18 protein-coding genes are annotated in these 18981 nt (G+C 73.5%); 6 read left to right on the top strand and 12 right to left on the bottom strand.

Going from position 1 to position 18981, the window contains the following annotated elements; all coding sequences use genetic code 11:
• Positions 1-8: 8 nt before the first annotated feature.
• Complete coding sequence (locus tag ACGFZP_RS25020) at positions 9-980, bottom strand: aldo/keto reductase (RefSeq protein WP_392936916.1); 972 nt, start codon at positions 978-980, stop codon at positions 9-11.
• 475 nt (positions 981-1455) lie between these two features.
• On the opposite strand from ACGFZP_RS25020, the gene ACGFZP_RS25015 reads away from it, so the two are divergent.
• On the top strand, positions 1456-1998 hold the full coding sequence (locus ACGFZP_RS25015; RefSeq protein WP_392936913.1) for an EF-hand domain-containing protein: 543 nt from the start codon (positions 1456-1458) through the stop codon (positions 1996-1998).
• Between the two features lie 84 nt (positions 1999-2082).
• Here ACGFZP_RS25015 and ACGFZP_RS25010 read toward each other — a convergent pair whose 3' ends face one another.
• A complete protein-coding gene (locus ACGFZP_RS25010; protein WP_392936911.1) occupies positions 2083-3054 on the bottom strand; it encodes an aldo/keto reductase in 972 nt (323 codons plus the stop codon).
• A 123-nt stretch (positions 3055-3177) separates the two neighbouring features.
• Between ACGFZP_RS25010 and ACGFZP_RS25005 the strand changes: the two genes are divergently transcribed.
• Entirely contained in the window at positions 3178-3621 is a 444-nt protein-coding gene (locus tag ACGFZP_RS25005; protein ID WP_392936908.1) for a MerR family transcriptional regulator, read from the top strand.
• A gap of 39 nt (positions 3622-3660) precedes the next feature.
• On the opposite strand, the gene ACGFZP_RS25000 is transcribed toward ACGFZP_RS25005, so the two are convergent.
• Complete coding sequence (locus ACGFZP_RS25000) at positions 3661-4341, bottom strand: maleylpyruvate isomerase N-terminal domain-containing protein (protein ID WP_392936907.1); 681 nt, start codon at positions 4339-4341, stop codon at positions 3661-3663.
• A gap of 181 nt (positions 4342-4522) precedes the next feature.
• Between ACGFZP_RS25000 and ACGFZP_RS24995 the strand changes: the two genes are divergently transcribed.
• A complete protein-coding gene (locus tag ACGFZP_RS24995; protein WP_392936905.1) occupies positions 4523-5467 on the top strand; it encodes a DUF2797 domain-containing protein in 945 nt (314 codons plus the stop codon).
• Between the two features lie 290 nt (positions 5468-5757).
• Here ACGFZP_RS24995 and ACGFZP_RS24990 read toward each other — a convergent pair whose 3' ends face one another.
• From ACGFZP_RS24990 to ACGFZP_RS24970, 5 genes are all read right to left on the bottom strand, one after another.
• Positions 5758-6060, bottom strand: a complete 303-nt coding sequence (locus ACGFZP_RS24990) for a hypothetical protein (protein WP_392936903.1) — start codon at positions 6058-6060, stop codon at positions 5758-5760.
• Between the two features lie 311 nt (positions 6061-6371).
• A complete protein-coding gene (locus ACGFZP_RS24985) occupies positions 6372-6923 on the bottom strand; it encodes a hypothetical protein (RefSeq protein WP_392936900.1) in 552 nt (183 codons plus the stop codon).
• A gap of 263 nt (positions 6924-7186) precedes the next feature.
• Complete coding sequence (locus ACGFZP_RS24980) at positions 7187-7924, bottom strand: succinate dehydrogenase/fumarate reductase iron-sulfur subunit (RefSeq protein WP_392936898.1); 738 nt, start codon at positions 7922-7924, stop codon at positions 7187-7189.
• Complete coding sequence (locus ACGFZP_RS24975) at positions 7921-9867, bottom strand: fumarate reductase/succinate dehydrogenase flavoprotein subunit (RefSeq protein ID WP_392936896.1); 1947 nt, start codon at positions 9865-9867, stop codon at positions 7921-7923. Before ACGFZP_RS24975 ends, ACGFZP_RS24980 begins: the two co-directional genes overlap by 4 nt.
• Positions 9864-10568 (bottom strand): succinate dehydrogenase cytochrome b subunit, encoded by a 705-nt coding sequence (locus ACGFZP_RS24970; RefSeq protein WP_392936894.1) that lies wholly within the window; start codon positions 10566-10568, stop codon positions 9864-9866. The genes ACGFZP_RS24975 and ACGFZP_RS24970 overlap by 4 nt, the downstream gene beginning before the upstream one ends.
• A 95-nt stretch (positions 10569-10663) precedes the next feature.
• Here ACGFZP_RS24970 and ACGFZP_RS24965 point away from each other — a divergent pair, with 95 nt between their 5' ends.
• The gene (locus ACGFZP_RS24965) at positions 10664-11593 is read left to right on the top strand and encodes a LysR family transcriptional regulator (protein WP_392936892.1); all 930 of its coding nucleotides are present in this window, start codon (positions 10664-10666) and stop codon (positions 11591-11593) included.
• A 131-nt stretch (positions 11594-11724) separates the two neighbouring features.
• On the opposite strand, the gene ACGFZP_RS24960 is transcribed toward ACGFZP_RS24965, so the two are convergent.
• Positions 11725-12264, bottom strand: coding sequence for an NUDIX hydrolase (locus tag ACGFZP_RS24960; RefSeq protein WP_392936890.1), 540 nt, complete (start codon positions 12262-12264; stop codon positions 11725-11727).
• Between the two features lie 291 nt (positions 12265-12555).
• On the opposite strand from ACGFZP_RS24960, the gene ACGFZP_RS24955 reads away from it, so the two are divergent.
• Positions 12556-14484, top strand: a complete 1929-nt coding sequence (locus ACGFZP_RS24955) for a protein kinase (RefSeq protein ID WP_392936889.1) — start codon at positions 12556-12558, stop codon at positions 14482-14484.
• A gap of 43 nt (positions 14485-14527) precedes the next feature.
• Entirely contained in the window at positions 14528-15463 is a 936-nt protein-coding gene (locus tag ACGFZP_RS24950; RefSeq protein WP_392936887.1) for a hypothetical protein, read from the top strand.
• Between the two features lie 58 nt (positions 15464-15521).
• Here the strand turns inward: ACGFZP_RS24950 and ACGFZP_RS24945 are convergent, their stop codons facing one another.
• From ACGFZP_RS24945 to ACGFZP_RS24935, 3 genes are all read right to left on the bottom strand, one after another.
• Complete coding sequence (locus tag ACGFZP_RS24945) at positions 15522-16679, bottom strand: serine hydrolase domain-containing protein (protein ID WP_392936884.1); 1158 nt, start codon at positions 16677-16679, stop codon at positions 15522-15524.
• 65 nt (positions 16680-16744) lie between these two features.
• Complete coding sequence (locus tag ACGFZP_RS24940; protein WP_392936881.1) at positions 16745-17872, bottom strand: serine hydrolase domain-containing protein; 1128 nt, start codon at positions 17870-17872, stop codon at positions 16745-16747.
• Positions 17873-18243: 371 nt separating this feature from the next.
• Positions 18244-18918, bottom strand: coding sequence for a TetR/AcrR family transcriptional regulator (locus ACGFZP_RS24935; RefSeq protein WP_392936878.1), 675 nt, complete (start codon positions 18916-18918; stop codon positions 18244-18246).
• Between the last annotated feature and the right edge of the window lie 63 nt (positions 18919-18981).

Below are 18981 nucleotides of genomic sequence, written 5' to 3'. Positions count from 1 at the left end.
CTCCTCCTTCAGCCGACGGGCGCATGGTCGTCCGCCGCGGCGGTCCGTGACGCGATATCCAACAACTGGAGCTCGGCCGGGGAGAGTTCAAGCGTCGTTCCCGGGATCAGATCGGCGAGCTGCTCGGGCGTCCTGCTGCTGGCGAGCGGAGCGACGACGTGGGGCTGCACTCTCAGCCAGGCGAGGGCCACCGCGGCGACCGCGGTGCCGTGCCCGGCGGCGATGGTGTCCAGCGCCCGGAGCACCGCGCGGCCTCGGGGTGTTTCGCCGTACGGCTGGGCCGCGCCGGTGCGGACACTGGCAACGGCGGGAGCGCCCTCGCGGTACTTGCCCGTCAGGAAGCCCTGGGCGAGGGCGAAGTACGGGACGCAGGAGATGCCCTCGCGCTCGCAGACCGGCGCGATCGCGCTCTCGAAGGGCTCGCGCTCCACGAGGTTGTAGGGCGGTTGGACCGCCACGTACGAGGCGAGCCCCGAACGCCGCGAGACCTCAAGGGACTCGGCGAGTCTGGGGCCGCTGATGTTCGAGGCGCCGAGGTGGCGCACCTTCCCCGCCGCGACCAGGGCGTCGAGTGCGCCGAGGGTCTCTTCGAGGGGCGTCCCGGGGTCGTCCGCATGCGTGTAGTAGAGGTCGATGTGATCCGTCCGCAGCCGGCGCAGGGAGTCCTCCACCGCCTGCTGGACGACCTTCGCCGTGAGCCCGGACAGCCCGTTCAGCCGGCCCACCTTGGTGGCGATGACGAAACGGTCCCGACGGCCGCGTGCGGCAAGCCAGTTGCCGAGGATGGACTCGGACTCCCCGCCGGTGTTTCCGGGGGCCCACTGGGAGTAGGAGTCGGCGGTGTCGATGAAGTTCCCGCCCGCGTCGGCGTAGGCGTCGAGAACGCGGAAGGACGTCCGCTCGTCGACGGTCCAGCCGAAGACGCTGCCGCCGAGGCAGAGTGGAAAGACGTCGAGCTCGGAATGTGCGATGGCAACCAATGGACGCTTTCTGGTTCTTGCCGGTTCCGGCGGTCGGGGTCTCCGGTGGCCGGTTCCGGTACGGAAGGTGGTCGCAGGGGACGCGGCGCGGCGCGACTTCCCAGGTCGCCACCGGTTGAGGGTGGTCCGACGTCCCCGACGGCAATTGCCGATAAAAGGCGCGTACTTGATATTCAGTCAGTACGAAAACGGATACTACCTTCCGGTTCGGCGCCCTGCCGAGGCGGCGGCCGGACTCCGCCGCGCGTCCCGGGCGGCCCCACCGTCGGAGGCCCGGGGAAGGCGCGCTCCGGGGCCGGTCCCCGACTTCTGGTCCGGCCGTCGAATGCCGTCGGTAGCACACCCCGGGGCGGCCGTGCCGGGAAACCCCGTTCTTCGCCCGAAGCCCCGGTGGCGGTCGCGCTGCGCACTTATAGTCACCAGCCTGCCGCCCACACGCGGTGGCGCGGTGGTTCGGCACAGGGGAGGCCCGTTCATGGCCAGCGAGTTCCAGCAGCGCAAGCTCCGCAACGTCTTCGCCGCCTTCGACACGGACGGGGACGGCTGCCTGCGGCAGGACGACTTCGGGGCCCTGGCGGAGCGCTGGAGCCGCCTGCCGGCCGTCCAGCGGGACGCGGGGCTGGGGGCCAGGGTCGAGGCGCTCATGACGGGCTGGTGGGACCACCTGCTCACGGTGGCCGACACCAACCACGACGGCAGGATCGACATGGACGAGTTCCTGGCCCTGGTCGACCGGCTCCCCGCCCTGCGTGAGGTCGTCACGGCGACCGCCGACACCGTCTTCGACGCCGTGGACGAGAACGGGGACGGCCGCATCTCGCACGCCGAGCACCGCCGCCTCGTCGACGTCTGGCACGGCCGGAGCGTGGAGACCGAGGACGTCTTCGACCTGCTCGACCTGGACGGCGACGGGTATCTCAGCCGACCCGAATTCGCCCTGCTGTGGGAGCAGTTCTGGATCAGCGCCGACCCGTCCGAGCCCGGCAACGCGATGTGCGGCCGCATCCCGGAGCACTGACCGCACCCCGGCGGGCGGGCGGCGCCCCGGGTGCGTGACCCGCCCTCCCGGGGGAGGCCCCGGCCCGGCTCGCCGACCGGCTGGTCACGCCTCGTCGAGGCGGCGGCGCTGGGCCGGGGTCAGGTCGAGGTCGACCGCGTCCAGGGACTCGTCGAGCTGGGCGACCGTGGTGGCGCCGATCACCGGGAGGACCGGGTGCTCGCCGCCGAGCAGCCAGGCGAGCACGACCTGGCCGGCGGTGGCACCGGTCTCGGCCGCGACCTCGCGCAGGGCGGCGAGCTGAGCCGTCGCACCCGGGTGGTCGTACTGCGGGGGAATCGGCTTGGCCGGGTCCGTGTAGGCGCCGGAGAGCAGCGGGGTGTAGGCGAGCAGGGTGAGACCGGGCTCGGTACGGGCGTAGTCGAGGAGTTCGGGGGTGACGTGCTCCTGGGTGTCGAAGCGCGCCCCGGCCGCGGGCCGCAGGTAGGTGTAGCGCTGCTGGACGCAGGTGTAGCCGGCGACGCCGCGGGCCCGGGCGGTGGCGCGGGAGCGCTCCAACCGCCAGGTCAGCTGGTTGCTGATGCCGAGCAGGTCGGTGACGCCGTCCCGGGCGAGCGCGCCGAAGGCGTCGACGGTCTCCTCCAGCGGCACCGAGCGGTCCTCGATGTGCCCGTAGAGCAGGTCCACCCGGTCGGTTCCCAGACGCTTGAGACTGCCTTCGACGCCGGCCCGGATCGCCTGCGCGGAGAGCCCCTCGGCGTTGGCCGGCCACTCGCCCGGGCCGGCCGGCCGGGCTCCGACCTTGGTCGAGAGCACCACCTCGCCGCGCGCGTCACGCTCGGCGAGCCAGCTGCCGAGCATCAGCTCGCTCTCACTGCCGGTAGCGCCGTCGATCCAGAAGCTGTAGCAGTTCGCGGTGTCGATGAAGGTGCCGCCGCGCTCGACGAACCGGTCCAGGACGGCGAACGAGCCCGCCCGGTCGACCTTGGTGCCGAACGGGAGGACGCCCAGGCAGAGGGTGCTGACCAGCGGCCCGGGGGTGCCGTCCGCACGGCTGCCGAGGGTACGAAAACGCATGGTTCCTCCAGGGACGGGAGTGGTGGGGGGTGCCCTCGGAACCCTGCCAACTGGACCGCACTCCAGGTCAAGCGGCGGCCGGACGGCGGAGCACGGGCCACCGGCGATGGCATGATCTCCGGCATGACATCCGACACCGTGCCCGACCCGGCTCCCGCTGCCGCCCCGGGGGAGGGCGCCGCCGTCCGCGCGGACCTGACGCCCGCTCAGGCCGTCGCGCGGTCGGGCTTCAGTCTGGACACGCTGCGCTACTACGAGCGGATCGGCCTGCTGGGCACGGTCGGACGCTCGCACACCGGGCACCGCAGGTTCACCCCGCACGACCTGGAGTGGCTCGCGGTGCTCCGGTGCCTGCGCGACACCGGCATGCCGATCGCCGAGATGCGGCGCTTCGCCGGACTGGTGCGCGAGGGCGAGGGTACCTTCGCCGCGCGGATGGCGCTGCTGGAGCAGCACGACGCCCAGGTGGAGGAGCAGATCGCACACCTGCGGCGCCAACAGCGGCTGATCCACGCCAAGATCGCGTTCTACCGCTCGGCGACGGCCGACCCGGCGCCCTCCGGCTGAGGGATCCGCGCCGCGCCGCCGACCGGCGCCCGGTCCGGATCAGGGGGTCGCCGGGCGGACCTCCGCGTACCAGCGCCAGTCGGTTCGGCGGGGGCGGCCAGGCAGGTCGGCGCGTCCGGTGGCCCAGAGCAGGACCGGCCAGGGGTCCTCGCCGGGCGCCACGGGCACGTCGGGGAACAGCCGGGCCAGGGTGCGGAGGCAGAGGTCGGCCGGCGGCAGCCAGACCGTGCCGAGGCCCTCGGCGACGTCGTGCAGGTGGACCAGCGTCTCCACCAGGCTCATCGCCGTGAAGCCGGCCGGGTCGCAGACGCCCCAGGGGTGGTAGGCACGGGTCTGCGGCGAGGCCGTGCGGGCGATCGACACCATCAGGGCGCCGCTCGCCTCCAGGACCTGGATCAGCCCGGCCGGACCGGTCTCGCGGCGGGCGAAGACGAAGGAGTTGGGGCCGCCCGGGAACGGACGGGAGGACACGAAGGGCACGTAGCGGTCGAGCGGCGGGGCCTGCGGGCCGAGCTGGGCCGCATAGGCGAGCAGGTCGTCGGCCAGGTGCTCGACGGTGCTCCAGCAGTCCCACTCCAGCGTCCCGGCGGGCCGGGACCAGTCGGCGTCCCCGGGTACCTCGCGCAGGGTCGCGGAGGCGAGCCGCAGGGCGTGCGCGAGGTCGTCGGCGGTGACCGGGCCGGGCTCGGGGGCGGTCGCGGGGGAGGTCTCATCGATCATGGTGCGACCGTACCAACCGGCCTGCGCCCGCCTGCCCGGTCCGGACCGGATCGCCCCGCCTCCCTGACCTCCCGCGGAAAACCTCCCGCCGAACCGGCTGTCCGGGTCGGCGGGTAACCTCGTTGGTTCGGATGGTTCGGATGGAGCGGACGGGAGGGCGGGAGACGTGAGGGCGGGAGACGTGACGACGGGCGTGACCCCACCGCAGCAGCCGGGCGGACCCACCGGCTGGGTCTCGACCGGCCTGCACTGGCAGGACGGCCGACCGGTGCTCAGCGCCGTCAACGGCCGCCGCGTGCACGAGCGCGCCGTCACGGCCGGCACCGAGGTCGGCTGGCTGCTGGCGGGCCCCCGCCGCTGTACCGGCGCCTGGATCGCCGGCCGGTCCGAGCGCACCCCCTGCCCGCACCGGGCGGACATCGCGCCCGACGGCGGCGCCGTCCAGTGCGAGGCCTGCCAGAGCGTTGACCGGGGCCTCGCCCTGGCCCGGGACCAGATCCTCGACGACGGCCGCACCTACCTGCTCTACCTCGCCTGGTTCGGCGACGGCCTGCTGAAGGTCGGCCTCACCGCCGAGCAACGCGGCAGCAGCCGACTGCTCGAACAGGGCGCCCTCGCCTACACCTTCGCCGCACGCGGCGCCCTCCCCGCCATTCGCCGGGCCGAACTCACCGTCGCCGCCTCGGGGCTGGCCCGGGAGCGGTTCACCAGCCGGGTCAAGGTGGACGGCTGGTGGGAGGAGAGCGACCCCGACCAGCGCCGGGCGGTCCTCGCCGACGCCCGCGAACAGGCCCACCGCCTGCTCCAGGACCACTCCCTGGACCTGCTGCCCGACCACCCCGTCGGCGACCACGTCGAGCTCTTCGGACTGGCCGACGGCGCACCCGCCGACTACCGGCAGATCGGCCCGCTCGCCCCCGGTGCCGTGCTGGCCGGCGCGCTGCGCCCGCCGATCGGCCGGCATCTCCTGCTGGACCACCCGGCGGAGCCCACCCCGCTGCTCCTGGACACCCGCCTGCTCACCGGCTGGACCCTCACCCCGGTGACCGGTCGGGCGCCGAGCGGCCTCGCGCTGCGCCCCCGGGTCCGACCGCCGGCGCGGGACGCCCAGGAGTCCCTCTTCTGAACCCGGTCGCCGGAGCGCGGGCCTCGTCGAGGCCCGGTCCCGGTCGCCATTGCCCTGCTGGACGCCTACGCCAACCCGCCCTGCCGCTCGGTCAAGAGCCGCCGCGAGGGCAGCCCGCCGGCCGGCCGCCTCTCGGAGGCCCGATGCCGGAACGCACCCCTGAGGCGGATGCCGTCATTGCGGGCAGGAGAGCGGGGCGAGGCCTGCACTGGTGAACACGTAGCCGACCGATCGCGTCGAATCGGGTACATCGGTTCGGAACGCCCGTTGAGAACCCCGGTGTCCGGGGTTCAGGCCAGCTTGCCGCGCACCCCGCCCGGCCCCGACCGCGCGCGGCGCGACAGCGGTGGCCGGGACGGTCGGACGTCGGAACGGACCGGCTCCTCGCCGCCCGGCACCCGGGTGGCGAGCGCCGCCCGCGCGGCGGCCAGTGCCACCCGCGCCAGCAGAGGGTCCTCACCGACCCCGGCGGCGCGCTTCGCCTCCTGGCAGCGCGCGCACCACAGCGGCGAGGCGGGCCCGTCCGGGTACACCATGCCCTCCGGCGGCAGGTAGTGGACGCCGCACTCGACGCACTCGAAGACCATCCTCATCCGACGATCACCGTCCCGGATCCCTGGCACTGACTGCATGGCGACCAGAAGGTGTTGGTCCGTGACACCATGCCCCCTTCCTCGTCCAACTCGACCGTGGCCTCGGTTTTCTGGGTTCCACCGGACCCGCCACAGCCGTAGCAGGACTGAACCTCGGGCATATGCAACCCTCCCTGGAGCGACCCCCACGGTAGCGTGAATTCCCGGGTACGAGCAGCGGTCCGACGAAGCATCACCCGTCCGGGGAGCCCGGACACGGCTGTGCCCCCGCTCCGGAACGGAACAGGGGCACGGCCGGGGGCGATCCGGGGTCAGAGCGCGGCCTCGTACGCCTTCGCCTGCTCGGCGCTCAGCAGATGGGAGACCCGCACCACCACCGGGCCCTTGCGCAGGATGTAGTCCGGCGTCATCAGCCCGCCCATCGCCTGCTGCGCCTTGTCGATGTAGTCCGCCCAGCCCTGGGCGTCCTCGGAGGTGGCGAACACCTCGACGGTGCCGCCGTAGGAGATCGAGTCACGCCTGCCCTTGGAGGCGTCGGCGGCCGCCTTCTCCAGGCTGCTGACCCGGGTGTCGTCGAAGGCGGTCTTGCCGGTGTACTGGTGGGGTCGGCCCAGTTTGCCGTTGGGATCGCTGCCGGCGTCGTAGGTGACGGTGAGTCTGACCGGTAGCCCGGCGGCGGCGAGCTGCCTGGTGACGGAGGCGGCGTCGGGTGCGGGTGCCGCGGTCGTGGCGGCGGCCACCGGCGCCGCCGCAACGGACTTCTGCGGGGCGGGGGTTGACGCGGGCGAGGCACCGGAGCAGCCGGTGGCCGTCGCGAGCAGGCCTGCCGAGAGGACGGTAAGGGCGAGGGCTGAGGTACGCATGATCTCCCCTGATGAGATCGGTGTGAGCGTGGTGGGGAGACGCTATAGGCGCGGGCGGTCCGGGCTCGGGTGCGTTGCCGAGCTGTGATCAGGCCGGTGACGCGACCGCGAGGTGCCGGTGCGGTGCCGACGGTGTGTCCGCATCGGTCAAGTGCCGTGCAGGGCTTGTGTCCGGGCGGGTGGTGCGTGCCGGACCGGGCCCCCTCCGCCACTCGGCGAAGGGACCCGGCGAAGGGACCCGGCGAAGGGCTCGGGGGCCGCGCTCAGCCCGCGGCGCTGCGGAGGAACTCGAGGTTCATGGCGGCGATGCTGGGCAGCGGGATCCCCTTGGGACAGGCGGTCGCGCACTCACCGGTGTTGGTGCAGCCGCCGAAGCCCTCGTCGTCCATCGCGGCGACCATGTTCCTCACCCGGGACCTCCGCTCCGGCGCGCCCTGCGGGAGGACGTTGAGGTGGACGACCTTGGCGGAGGTGAAGAGCATCGCCGAGCCGTTGGGACAGGCGGCGACACACGCGCCGCAGCCGATGCACTCGGCGTGCTCGAACGCGGTGTCGGCGGCCTCCTTGGGGACGGGCGTGGCGTGCGCGTCCGGGGCGCTGCCGGTCGGGGCGCTGATGTAGCCGCCGGACCCGATGATCCGGTCGAAGGCGGAGCGGTCCACGACGAGGTCCCGGACCACCGGGAAGGCGGCGGCCCGCCAGGGCTCGATGTCGATGGTGTCGCCGTCGGAGAAGTGCCGCATGTGGAGCTGGCAGGTGGTGGTCCGCTCGGGCCCGTGCGCCTGCCCGTTGATGACCATGCCGCAGGCGCCGCAGATGCCCTCGCGGCAGTCGTGGTCGAAGGCGACGGGCGTGTCGCCGCGGGTGATCAGCTCCTCGTTGAGGGTGTCGAGCATCTCCAGGAAGGACATGTCCGGGCTGATCCCGTCGACCCGGTAGGTGGTCATCGAGCCGGCCGCGTCCGGGCCCGCCTGCCGCCAGATCCGCAGGGTGAGGTTCATGTGTAGCTCCGCTGGGTGGGGTGGACGTGTTCGAAGTCGAGGTGCTCGCGGTGCAGGACGGGTGCGCTGCCGGTACCGGTGAACTCCCAGGCGGCGGCGTAGGAGAACTCCTCGTCGCGGCGGGCGGCCTCGCCGTCCGGGGTCTGGCTCTCCAGCCGGAAGTGGCCGCCGCAGGACTCGGCGCGGTGCAGGGCGTCGAGGCACATCAGCTCGGCCAGTTCGAAGTAGTCGACCAGTCGGTTGGCCTTCTCCAGCGACTGGTTGAGCTCCAGGCCGGTGCCGGGCACCTTGATCCGCCGCCAGAACTCCTCGCGCAGCTGCGGGATCCGGACGAGCGCCTCGCGCAGGCCGGCCTCGTCGCGGGCCATGCCGCACTTGTCCCAGAGGAGTTCACCCAGCTCGCGGTGGAAGGAGTCGGGCGTCCGGTCGCCGTCCACGGCCAGGATCAGGTTCAGGCGGTCCGTCACCTCGGCTTCGGCGTCGGCGATTTCGGCATGGTCTGCGGGGACGGGTGGCAGCGGGTTGCGGGCCAGGTAGTCGTTGACGGTCGGCGGGAGGACGAAGTACCCGTCGGCGAGCCCCTGCATCAGCGCGCTGGCGCCGAGCCGGTTGGCGCCGTGGTCGGAGAAGTTGGCCTCGCCGATCGCGAACAGGCCCGGCACGGTGGTCTGCAGGTCGTAGTCGACCCAGAGCCCGCCCATCGTGTAGTGGATCGCCGGGTAGATCCGCATCGGCACCCGGTACGGGTCCTCGGCGGTGATCCGCTCGTACATCTCGAACAGGTTGCCGTACCTGGCGGCGACGGCGTCGCGCCCCAGCCGGCGGATGGCGTCCGCGAAGTCCAGGTACACCCCCTGCCCGCCCGGGCCGACCCCGCGCCCCTCGTCGCAGACGTTCTTGGCGGCCCGGGAGGCGATGTCGCGCGGCACCAGGTTGCCGAAGGACGGGTAGATCCGCTCCAGGTAGTAGTCCCGCTCGGCCTCGGGGATCTCGGACGGCGGCCGGGTGTCGCCCTGGGCCCTGGGCACCCAGATCCGGCCGTCGTTGCGCAGCGACTCGCTCATCAGGGTGAGCTTGGACTGGTGGTCGCCGGAGCGCGGGATGCAGGTCGGGTGGATCTGGGTGAAGCACGGGTTGGCGAAGTGCGCGCCGCGCCGGTGGGCGCGCCAGACGGCCGTCGCGTTGGAGTTCTTGGCGTTGGTGGACAGGTAGAAGACGTTGCCGTAGCCGCCGCTGGCGAGGACCACCGCGTCGGCGGTGTAGGTGGAGACCGCACCGGTCACCAGGTCGCGGGCGACGATGCCGCGGGCCCGTCCGTCCACGACGAGCAGGTCGAGCATCTCGGTGCGCGGGTGCATCTCGACGTTCCCGGCGGCGATCTGGCGCGACAGCGCCTGGTAGGCGCCGAGCAGCAGCTGCTGGCCGGTCTGGCCGCGGGCGTAGAAGGTGCGGGACACCTGGACGCCGCCGAACGAGCGGGTGTCCAGCAGGCCGCCGTACTCGCGGGCGAACGGGACGCCCTGGGCCACGCACTGGTCGATGATCTCCACCGAGACCTGGGCGAGCCGGTGCACGTTGGACTCGCGGGCCCGGAAGTCGCCGCCCTTGACGGTGTCGTAGAACAGCCGGCGCACGGAGTCGCCGTCGTTGCGGTAGTTCTTCGCGGCGTTGATCCCGCCCTGGGCGGCGATCGAGTGGGCCCGGCGGGGGGAGTCCTGGAAGCAGAACTGGACGACGTGGTAGCCCTGTTCGGCGAGCGTGGCGCCGGCGGCGCCGCCCGCCAGGCCGGTGCCGACCACGATGACGGTGTGTTTGCGCCGGTTGGCCGGGTTGACCAGCTTGGCGTCGAACCGCCGCTGGTCCCAGCGCTGTTCGATCGGCCCGGCGGGGGCCCTGGTGTCGGCGATCGGCTCCCCGACGCTGTAGTCGGCGTACGTGCTCAACTCACCACTCCGGTCATCACGGCGACGGGGACGGACAGGAAGCCGACGGTCAGCACCAGCGCCAGACCGTTGGCGGTCAGCTTCAACGCGCGGTCCCGGCGGGCGTTGTTGGCGCCGAGGGTCTGGGCGGCGCTCCAGAAGCCGTGCCGGATGTGCAGGCCGACGGCGAGCATCGCGACGATGTAGATCACGCAGCTGTACCAGTTCGAGAAGGAGGCCACGATGTTCTGGTACGGGTGGCCGTGCTCGGCGGCCGGGTTCACGGTGAGCGTGGTGAGGTCCAGGATGTGCCAGACCAGGAACAGGGCGAGGATCACCCCGCCCCACCGCATGGTCCGGGTCGCATAGCTTGCCCGCCGCCGCCGGTGCACGTACTTGGCGGGCCGGGCGGCGAGGTCGCGCCGGCTGAGCTGGTACGCGGCCACGCCGTGCAGCCCGACGGCCGCCAGCAGGCCGACCCGGGCGATCCAGAGGAACCACTCGTAGTGCAGGACCGGCTGGCCGAGGGTGCGCAGCCAGTGCGCGTAGCCGTTGAGGTCGTCCGGGCCGAAGAAGACCTTGAGGTTGCCGAGCATGTGGGCGACCAGGTACAGCAGCATGACCAGTCCGCTGACGGCCATGACCGCCTTCTTGCCGACGGTCGACCGCCAGAGGGTCACCAGGATGGACGGGTGCCGGCCCGTCCGCGTCGCGGTTGTCATGCCTGCAACGGTAGGCAGCGGGCGATGGTGCGTCCAAGACATGATGCGGCTCGTGACGATAGTCGGTACCTATCGTGTGCGCCTATCCTGGCCGTGTGCAGCTCCAGCAACTCCGCTACTTCCTCGCGGTCGCCGAGACCCTCCACTTCACCCGCGCGGCCGAGGCGGCCCATGTCGCACAGCCGTCACTCTCGCAACAGATCCGGTCGCTGGAGCGGGAGTTGGGTGCCGAACTGTTCCACCGCACCCGGGGCAACATCGCCCTCACCGACGCGGGGAGCGCGCTGCTCCCGCTGGCCCGGCGGATCCTCGCCGACACCGAGAGCGCCCGGCTCGCCGTCCAGGAGACGGTGCAGCTGCGGCGCGGCCGGGTGCGGCTGGGGGCGCCGCCGAGCCTGTGCACCAGCCTGGTGCCGGACGTCCTGCGGGTCTTCCGGGACCGGTACCCGGGAGTGGCGCTGGTGGTCCGGGAGGGCGGTTCGCGGGACCTGGTCCGGAGTCTGGCGGCGGGGGAGCTGGACCTCGCACTGGTGATCACCCCGCCCAGCGGCGAGGAGGTGCCGGCGCTGTCGGTCACCGAGCTGCTCCACGAGGAGCTGGTCCTGGTCTCCGGGGCGGACACCGGGCGGCGCCGGCGGAGGGTGCGGGTGGAGGAGCTGCGCGGGCGGCCGCTGGTGATGTTCCGCGAGGGCTACGACCTCCGGGAGGCGACCCTGGCGGCCTGCCGGGCGGCCGGGTTCGAGCCGGAGTTCGCGGTGGAGGGCGGCGAGATGGACGCGGTGCTCGGGTTCGTCCGCGCGGGTCTGGGCCCGGCCGTGCTGCCGGGGATGGTCGCCGCCCGCTCGGGCCTGGTGGTCACGCCCTTCGCCGGGCAGGGCCTGGGGCGGACCATCGCGGTCGCCCACGGGCACGAGGTGCCGCTCACCCGGGCGGCGGCCGCGCTGCAGGAGACCCTGCTCGCCCACCTGCGCGAAGGCGCCCGGTCCGGGGAGCTGCCGCCGGGCACCCGGCTGCTGCTGCCGTGAGCCGGTCCGCCCTCGTACCCCGCGGGTGGCCGGGCACCGGGGTGCGACCACCGGAGGCCCACCGGGGGGCGGGTGGGTGAGCGTGGCGCCGACCCGCACGCCCCGGAGCTCACCCCGAGCCCACCCGGAGGTCACAGGAGGCCCAGCGCGTCCAGGGCGAGATAGGCGGCGGCGGTGTCGCTCAGCTCGCCGCTGCGGAGCACACGGCTGCGGAACTCCTGGAGGTCGAGGGTGACGACGTCGATGAACTCGGTGCGTTCCGGCTGCGGCTCGCAGACCTTGATGCAGCCGGTGGCGAAGAAGGCGAAGCGGCGGGCGTCGGAGTAGGCGTCCAGCCAGTACACGCCGGCGGCGTGGACCTCGCCCTGGTAGCCGGTCTCCTCCAGCAGCTCCCGGGCGACGGCGGCCGGCGCCTGCTCACCGGGCTCCACGAAGCCGCCGGGCAGCTCGTAGAGCACCCGGTCCGGCCCGGGCCGGTACTGGCGGGCGAGGATGACGTGCTGGTCCGGGGTGAGGGCGAGCACCGCGCCCGCCGGGCGCTCCCTCCTGAGGAAGAACTCCTCCTTCCGACCATCGGGCAGCTCGAACTCGACGCGGTCCACGGACCGGCCGAACCTGCTGAAGGCGGTGGTGCGTTCGAGCTCGCGCCACGGTGTGGAGATGTCGGTCATGACCTGGACTGTACGGCCCCGGCCCGGGGCGGTCGGCCGTTCCGCCACCGGTTGGGCCCGCCTTCAGCGCCCCGCCGTCCGCCCGGGGGGTGACCCGGCCGCCGGGCGGCCGCCGAACCCGCCCGCCCGGGCGAATGGTTGGCAGGGTGTGCGAATCACCCGAATCGTGACCTGGCCGTCCAACCCGTCCGGAACCCGCTGTTCACAGGCCGCGTCCCAGGCAGTAGCCGCGGTGTCGTAGGGTGCGACGCCGCAGGGCCGAGCAGGCAGTCACGGGGAGAGTACGACGCGATGGACGCCGGGAAGCAGCAGAACGGGCAGCAGGACGGGCAGCACGACGGCAGACCGGCCGGGGGCGACACCGTGCCCGCCGGTGGCGACCCCGTGATCGAGGACGAGCGCCCCTGGGAGCTCCCGGACTACCTCCACGAGCGGGAGCTCGGCTCCGGCGCGAGCGGCCGGGTCGTGCTCGCCCGCCACCGGACGACCGGCACCCCCGTGGCGATCAAGTACCTCCACGGCTCGGTCGGCTCGCCCGCCCTGCGCAGGGAGGCCGAGGTCCTCGCGACGGTCGACTCCCCGCACGTCACCCGGCTCTACGAGTACGTGGAGGGGGAGCGGGGCTCGGCCATCGTGATGGAGCTGGTGGACGGGATCGCCCTGCGTGACCTGCTCCGCGCGGAGGGCGCCACCACCCCGGAGGCCGCACTGGTCGTCCTGAAGGGCTCGCTGCTGGGCCTGGCCGCCGCCCACGACGCCGGGGTGGTGCACCGCGACTACAAGCCGGCCAACGTGCTGGTCGACACGGCCGGCACCTCCAAGCTGGTGGACTTCGGCATCGCGGTGCCGAGCGGCGACGACCGCGACGTCTCCGGCACGCCCGCCTACATGCCGCCCGAGCAGTGGGCGGGGCGGCCCGCCTCCCCGGCCGGCGACGTCTACGCCGCCACCGTCACCTTCTTCGAGTGCCTCACCGGCGCCCGCCCGTACGGCGGCACCACGATCGCCGAACTCGCCGTCCAGCACACCGAGGCCCCGATCCCGGCCGAGCTGGCGCCCGACCCCGTCCGGCCGCTGATCCTGGCGGGCCTCGCCAAGGACCCGGGGGCCCGGCCCGGGAGCGCGGCCGCCCTGGTCGAGGAGCTCGAGGCCGTCGCGGCGGCCGGCTACGGGCCGCAGTGGGAGGAGAAGGGCCGCCTCGACCTGACCGCCCTGGTGGCGCTGCTCGCGCTGCTGCTGCCCGGCGTCGGCGCCGGGGGCGCGGTCGGCGGTACCTCGCTGGCCCACACCGCGCTGGGCGGCGCCGGGGCGCCGACCGGCGCCGGTGCCGCGGCCGGTGTCGACGCCGTTCCGGCCGCCTTCGTCCGGGAGACCCTGGTCCGCCGCGGAGCGCGCCTCGGCGGCCGAGGCAAGGCGCTCGTCGGGGTGGTGGCCGGCACCCTCACGCTGGCCACGCTGGCCGGGATGGCGATAGCCGGGGCCACCGAGGGCGGCGCCCGCACGGTGGTCGCCGACGCCTCCCCGGAGGCCACCACCACGCTCGGCGCGCCCGATCCGACGGGTGGCCCGTCGCCCGCGCCGAGCAGCGCCACGGACACCCCGAGCGCCGGGCCGTCCTCCCCGACGGCCGCACCGTCGACGACCTCCGCCGGTCCCAGCGCCTCTCCCACACCCTCGCCGACCGGAAAGTCGCCCACCGCCAAGGGCACGCCCTCCGCGCCGGGCGTCCCCACCTCAGGACTGCCGTCCGTTCCGCCCGGTGGCATGCCGCCCACGGCCGCGCCACCGTCGGCACCGCCCACCGGGCCGGCCACCACCACCGCGCCGACGGGGACCGCCACCCCGGCCCCGACCGCGACCGTGACCCCGACGGCGACCGTCGCCCCGGCGACCCTCGCCGTCAGCACCGTGAACCTGGACTCGCTGACCTGCAGCGGCCGGTGGAGCCTGACCGCGACGGTCACGGTGGTCGCCCAGGGCGCGGGCACCGGCACGCTGACGCTGAACTGGTACCACACGGCGGGCAGGGGAGTGGTCGTCGTCGCGACCGACACGGTGGTGGTCCGCGACGGTCGTGCCACCGTCACCCGGCCGCACGACTTCGGCTCGGCCGACACCTTCCCGACCTGGGGCGTGACCGTCGGCACCACGCCGGCGGCGGCCAGGCCGGGCAGGACCTCGGGCACGATGGCCGCCTACCTCTGCGACCCGCCCCGCTGAGCCCTGCCCCTTCCCGCTCCCCCTCCCGCTCTCTGGAGAAGCCATGTCCACGCCCCGCCCCGACTCCGCCCCGTCGACGGGTGCGGAGTCCGACCGGACGGTCCGCCTCGGTGCCGCCGCGGCGGGTGCCGCACGGACCGTCCGGCTCGGTCCCGTCCCCGCGGCCGAGGATCTGACCGTCACGCTGGACCAGCCCGTCCCGGCCGCGGGCGCCCCCGACACCGAGGCCACCGTCCGGCTGGACGACGCCCCGGCGGAGCCGGGCCAGGCCGGCGCGTCGGCCGCCGCCGGGACGGAGGCCGTGAGCGCCACGTTCCTGGACCCCAGGGCCTGGAGCGGCGCGTCCGACCCGGCCGAGACCGCCACGGCCGTGGACCCCTTCGCGACGGCCTCCGGGGTCGTCGCGACCAGCCCGGGCGCCACGCGTGCACCCGGTGCGTCGTCGGCCTCAGGCTCGGGTACCGACCCGTCCGCCGACCGGTTCGCCGAGCCGTTCGCCCCGGGCGAGCTGCGGCGCTTCGGCCCCGGTGTCCCGCCGCAGGCCGCCGCGGTCTGGCACGGAGCCGCCGTACCGGACGCGCGCCGCCCCCGCCGGGTGTGGCGGTGGCTGGTGCCGATCGTGGTGCTGGCGGCCGTCCTGGCCTTCCTGTACTGGCGCTTCACCACCCCCGCCCTGGCGGTCACCGGCGTCGGCGTGACCACCGACCCGGCAGGCCCCGGCTGCGGCGGCACGGCCGTCATCACGGCGGCGGTGGCGACCAACGGCGGCGCCGGCACCATCCGCTACCGCTGGCTGCGCAGTGACGGTACGACGTCCGGCGAGATCGCCCAGGAGGTCCCCTCCGGCACCCACCGCACCGACCTGGTGCTCCGCTGGAGCTTCGAGGGCCAGGGCGCACTCCAGGCCACCGCCACCCTGGACCTCCTCACCCCGGGCCCCAGGACCGCCGCCGCCTCCTTCGCCTACCACTGCCCCTAGCCCTGTGCCCCCGCGTCCCGAGCCCGTCCCGGCCCGGAGCCGGCGGGTGTTAATGGGCTCAGCGGCACAGGGCGGTGTCCGCGACGCGTTCGAGTTCCCTGCGGTCCGCCTCGCCGGTGAGCTGCCTGGTGACCGCGACGTTGGCGGCACGGCCGTCGTCGGTGGCGCCGCCCCGCGTCTCGTACCCGGGGAAGCTGCCGCCGTGGCCCCAGGAGAGGCCGCCGCACGGCAGCGGCCTGCTGACGAGTCCGAGCCCGTAGCGGGCGCCGGGGCCGAAGGTCGCTTCGGCGGGGACGGTGGTGCGCATCTGGGCAAGCTGCGCCGGCGGCAGGAGGCGGCCGGTCAGGAGTGCGCTGAAGAAGCGGTTGAGGTCGGAGCCGGTGGAGACCATCTGGCCTGCCGCCCAGCCCCAGGAGGGGTCGATCTCGGTGATGTCGCGCAGCGGCGCGTCTGCCGATTCCCGGTCGTAGCCGTGGGGGTGGGGCTCCCGGATGCCCGCGTCACCGGGGGCGGGGAAGTAGGTGTGGCGCAGCCCGACGGGCTTGACGACGCGCCGGTCGATCTCCTCGGCCAGGGAGTGGCGGGTGACCTTCTGGACGATCAGGCCGGCGAGCACGTAGTTGGTGTTGCTGTACTTCCAGCCCTCCCCGGGGGGGAAGTCGGCGGGGTGCTGGAGGGCTGTGGCGAGCAGTTCGCGGGGGTCGTAGTACCGGATGTCGTCGCCGAGGTGGTCGCTGTAGTTCGGGAGGCCGCTCGTGTGCTGGAGGAGCTCGCGGACGGTGATGCGCCGTCCGTCGATCCCGTCGCCGCGGACGAGGCCGGGCAGGTAGGTGTCGACGAAGGCGTCCAGGTCCACCTTCCGTTCCGCGACCAGTTGGAGGACGACGACCGCGACGAAGGTCTTGGTGTTGCTGCCGATCCGCACCTGCCCGTCGACGGGTACCGGTGCGCCGGTGGCAAGGTCGCCGACTCCTGCGGTGTAGGTGCGGGTGCGGCCACCCCGGTCCTGGACGCTCGCCAGTGCGGCGGGCGAGCCGTCGTCGCGCACCAGCGCGTTCAGGCTGCGCTGGACGGAGTCCTGCCTGGCGGCGAAGGCCTGGGGCGCCGCCAGTACGCCCGCCGTCAGGACGCCCGGCGTTATGACGCCTATGGCCAGCGCGGCTGTGGCCGACAGGGCCCGTCGCCGCCAACGTCCTTGCTGTGTCTGTCCGTGCATGAGTCAACTCCTGGGGATTCGTCGGGTCTTCGTTCAGGTCGCCGGGCACTGGCGGGGGGCGTTCCTCAGCCGCACAGGGCCCGGTCCACGGCGTCCTTCACGTGCTGCACGGCCGCTTCGTCCGTCGGGATGCTGGTGACCGCGACGTTGGCGGCGCGGCCGTCGTCGGTGACGCCGCCCCGGGTCTCGAAGCCCGCGATGTCGCCGCCGTGGCCCCAGTAGACGCCGCCGCACGACAGCGGCCTGCTCGTGAGCCCTAGCCCGTAGCGGAGGCCCGAGGTCCCGGCGGGGACGGTGGTGCGCATCTCGGCGAGCTGGGCCGCCGGGAGGAGGCGGCCGCCCAGGAGCGCGCCGAAGAAGCGGTTGAGGTCGGAGTTGGTGGAGATCAACTGGCCTGCGGCCCAGCCTGCGGAGGGGTCGAGCTCCGTGAAGTCGCGCAGCGGTCCGTCCGCCGGGTTGCGGTGGTAGCCCTGGGGGTGCGGCTCTCGGATGGTCCTCTCGCCGGGGGCGGGGAAGTAGGTGTGGCGCAGCCCGATGGGCTTGATGATGCGCCGGTCGATCTCCTCGGCGAGCGGGCGGCCGGTGATCTTCTGGACGATCAGGCCGGCCAGGATGTAGTTGGTGTTGCTGTACCCCCACGTCGTCCCCGGGGCCGCGTCGGCCTTGTAGCGGAGGGCGATGTCGAGCAGGTCGCGGGGCTCGAAGTACCGGTTCCTGATCTCGTCGTCGTCGACGTGGATGCCGTAGTCGGGGAGTCCACTGGTGTGCTGGAGGAGCTCGCGGACCTTGATGAGGTTCCCGTCGATCCCCTCCCCGCGCACGAGGCCGGGCAGGTAGGTCTCGACGGAGGTGTCGAGGCCGATCCTTCCCTCGCCGACCAGCTGCAGGACCACGACCGCCGTGAACGCCTTGGTGTTGCTGCCGATCCGCACCTGCCCGTCCCTGGGCACCTTCGAACCGGTGGCAAGGTCGCCGACTCCTGCGGTGTAGGTGCGGGTGCGGCCGCCCCGGTCCTGGACGCTCGCCAGCGCGGCGGGCATCCCGTCGTCGCGCACCAGCGCGTTCAGAGCCTGCTGGACGGCGTCCGGCCTGGCGGCGGCAATGGACGCTGCTGAATCGGAGGCAGAGGCGGAGGGCGGGGCGAGGGCGCCCAGCGTCATGACGCCGAGGGCCACGACGGCCGCGGCCGACACGGCTCGTCGCCGCCTCCCGCCCTGCTGCCGGGTCGAGGAACGAAGGCCCTGCCGAGCATGGGTACGCATGGGTCAACTCCTGGGAATCGTTTGGTTGGGAACGATCCTGGCTTCCAGGGCCTTCGACCACATCGCGCGAAGGCGGGAGAAACACCTCCCTCGATCGGGGGAGGCCCCCGGTGGGCCGCCCGGCGACACTGGCGACCATGATCAGGGGAGTTCGGCCAATGCCGCTCAACTCCCCGTAATCGGCAGTGCTGTTCGCCGGTTACGGCGCGCTGGCGAGCACAGGCTCAACCGGGCATGGCGGCCGACGACCACACGCCGAACCACTGCTCGGCGTCCCACGCCTCAAATCCCGCAGTATGCCGTCATGATGACGGATCGTCGACGGCGGTGGCGGCCGTCCAGCCCTGGTCGAGCAGGAGGCAGGCCTGGTCGACGGCGGCGACGGGGTCGGGGTGGGAGCCGGCGAACGCGAGGGTTTCGAGGGTGAACCGGGCGTAGGCCGCGCAGAGCAGGTCATCGGCCGGCCGGCCGCTCTGGTCGGCGAGTGCGCGGGCCAGAGCGTGTTCGTGGCGCAGCCACATCGTCCGGGAGTACTCGCGCAGGGCGGGGGTCTCCTGGACGAGCCGTCGGAAGTCGGCGAAGCGAGGGTCCCGGGTGTGGCCCGAGTCGACGAAGCCGGTGAGGTGGGCGCGAAGGGCGCCGGGAAGCGTCTGGCCTGACGGCCGGTCGGTGACCGCGCGGACCAGGGCGGCCTCGTTGCGGGCGTCCTCGTCGAAGACCAGGGCCTCCTTGCCCTGGGGGAAGTAGTTGAACAGGGTCGACACCGACACGTCGGCACCCTCGGCGATCTCGCGGACGCCGACCTGCTCGTAGCCGCGCTCCAGGAACAGCCGTAGCGCCGTGTCGGCGATCGCCTGGCGGGTGGCGGCCTTCTTGCGTTCGCGCCGCCCGCCCGTCCCCGCGTCGGCACCCGCTGCCGCCCCGGCGCCCGTACCCGCGGCGTCAGGCGTCTCCGCGCCGTCGATCGTCTTTGCCATGGGCCAACCCTACCGGGCAGTCCAGAAACTTGGAACCGTTGTATGTTTGAATCTGTTCCGAAA

This window comes from Kitasatospora sp. NPDC048239, assembly GCF_043202015.1.
Taxonomy (GTDB): domain Bacteria; phylum Actinomycetota; class Actinomycetes; order Streptomycetales; family Streptomycetaceae; genus Kitasatospora.
This window is presented reverse-complemented; position numbering and strand designations above follow the sequence as displayed.

What these genes read in the sequence shown, in the direction of transcription:
- ACGFZP_RS25015 (WP_392936913.1), top strand. Translation starts at nt 1,456, where the DNA reads ATGGCCAGCGAGTTCCAGCAGCGCAAGCTCCGCAACGTCTTCGCCGCC.
- ACGFZP_RS25010 (WP_392936911.1), bottom strand. Translation starts at nt 3,054, where the DNA reads ATGCGTTTTCGTACCCTCGGCAGCCGTGCGGACGGCACCCCCGGGCCG.
- ACGFZP_RS25005 (WP_392936908.1), top strand. Translation starts at nt 3,178, where the DNA reads ATGACATCCGACACCGTGCCCGACCCGGCTCCCGCTGCCGCCCCGGGG.
- ACGFZP_RS25000 (WP_392936907.1), bottom strand. Translation starts at nt 4,341, where the DNA reads ATGATCGATGAGACCTCCCCCGCGACCGCCCCCGAGCCCGGCCCGGTC.
- ACGFZP_RS24990 (WP_392936903.1), bottom strand. Translation starts at nt 6,060, where the DNA reads ATGAGGATGGTCTTCGAGTGCGTCGAGTGCGGCGTCCACTACCTGCCG.
- ACGFZP_RS24985 (WP_392936900.1), bottom strand. Translation starts at nt 6,923, where the DNA reads ATGCGTACCTCAGCCCTCGCCCTTACCGTCCTCTCGGCAGGCCTGCTC.
- ACGFZP_RS24980 (WP_392936898.1), bottom strand. Translation starts at nt 7,924, where the DNA reads ATGAACCTCACCCTGCGGATCTGGCGGCAGGCGGGCCCGGACGCGGCC.
- ACGFZP_RS24970 (WP_392936894.1), bottom strand. Translation starts at nt 10,568, where the DNA reads ATGACAACCGCGACGCGGACGGGCCGGCACCCGTCCATCCTGGTGACC.
- ACGFZP_RS24960 (WP_392936890.1), bottom strand. Translation starts at nt 12,264, where the DNA reads ATGACCGACATCTCCACACCGTGGCGCGAGCTCGAACGCACCACCGCC.
- ACGFZP_RS24955 (WP_392936889.1), top strand. Translation starts at nt 12,556, where the DNA reads ATGGACGCCGGGAAGCAGCAGAACGGGCAGCAGGACGGGCAGCACGAC.
- ACGFZP_RS24950 (WP_392936887.1), top strand. Translation starts at nt 14,528, where the DNA reads ATGTCCACGCCCCGCCCCGACTCCGCCCCGTCGACGGGTGCGGAGTCC.
- ACGFZP_RS24945 (WP_392936884.1), bottom strand. Translation starts at nt 16,679, where the DNA reads ATGCACGGACAGACACAGCAAGGACGTTGGCGGCGACGGGCCCTGTCG.
- ACGFZP_RS24935 (WP_392936878.1), bottom strand. Translation starts at nt 18,918, where the DNA reads ATGGCAAAGACGATCGACGGCGCGGAGACGCCTGACGCCGCGGGTACG.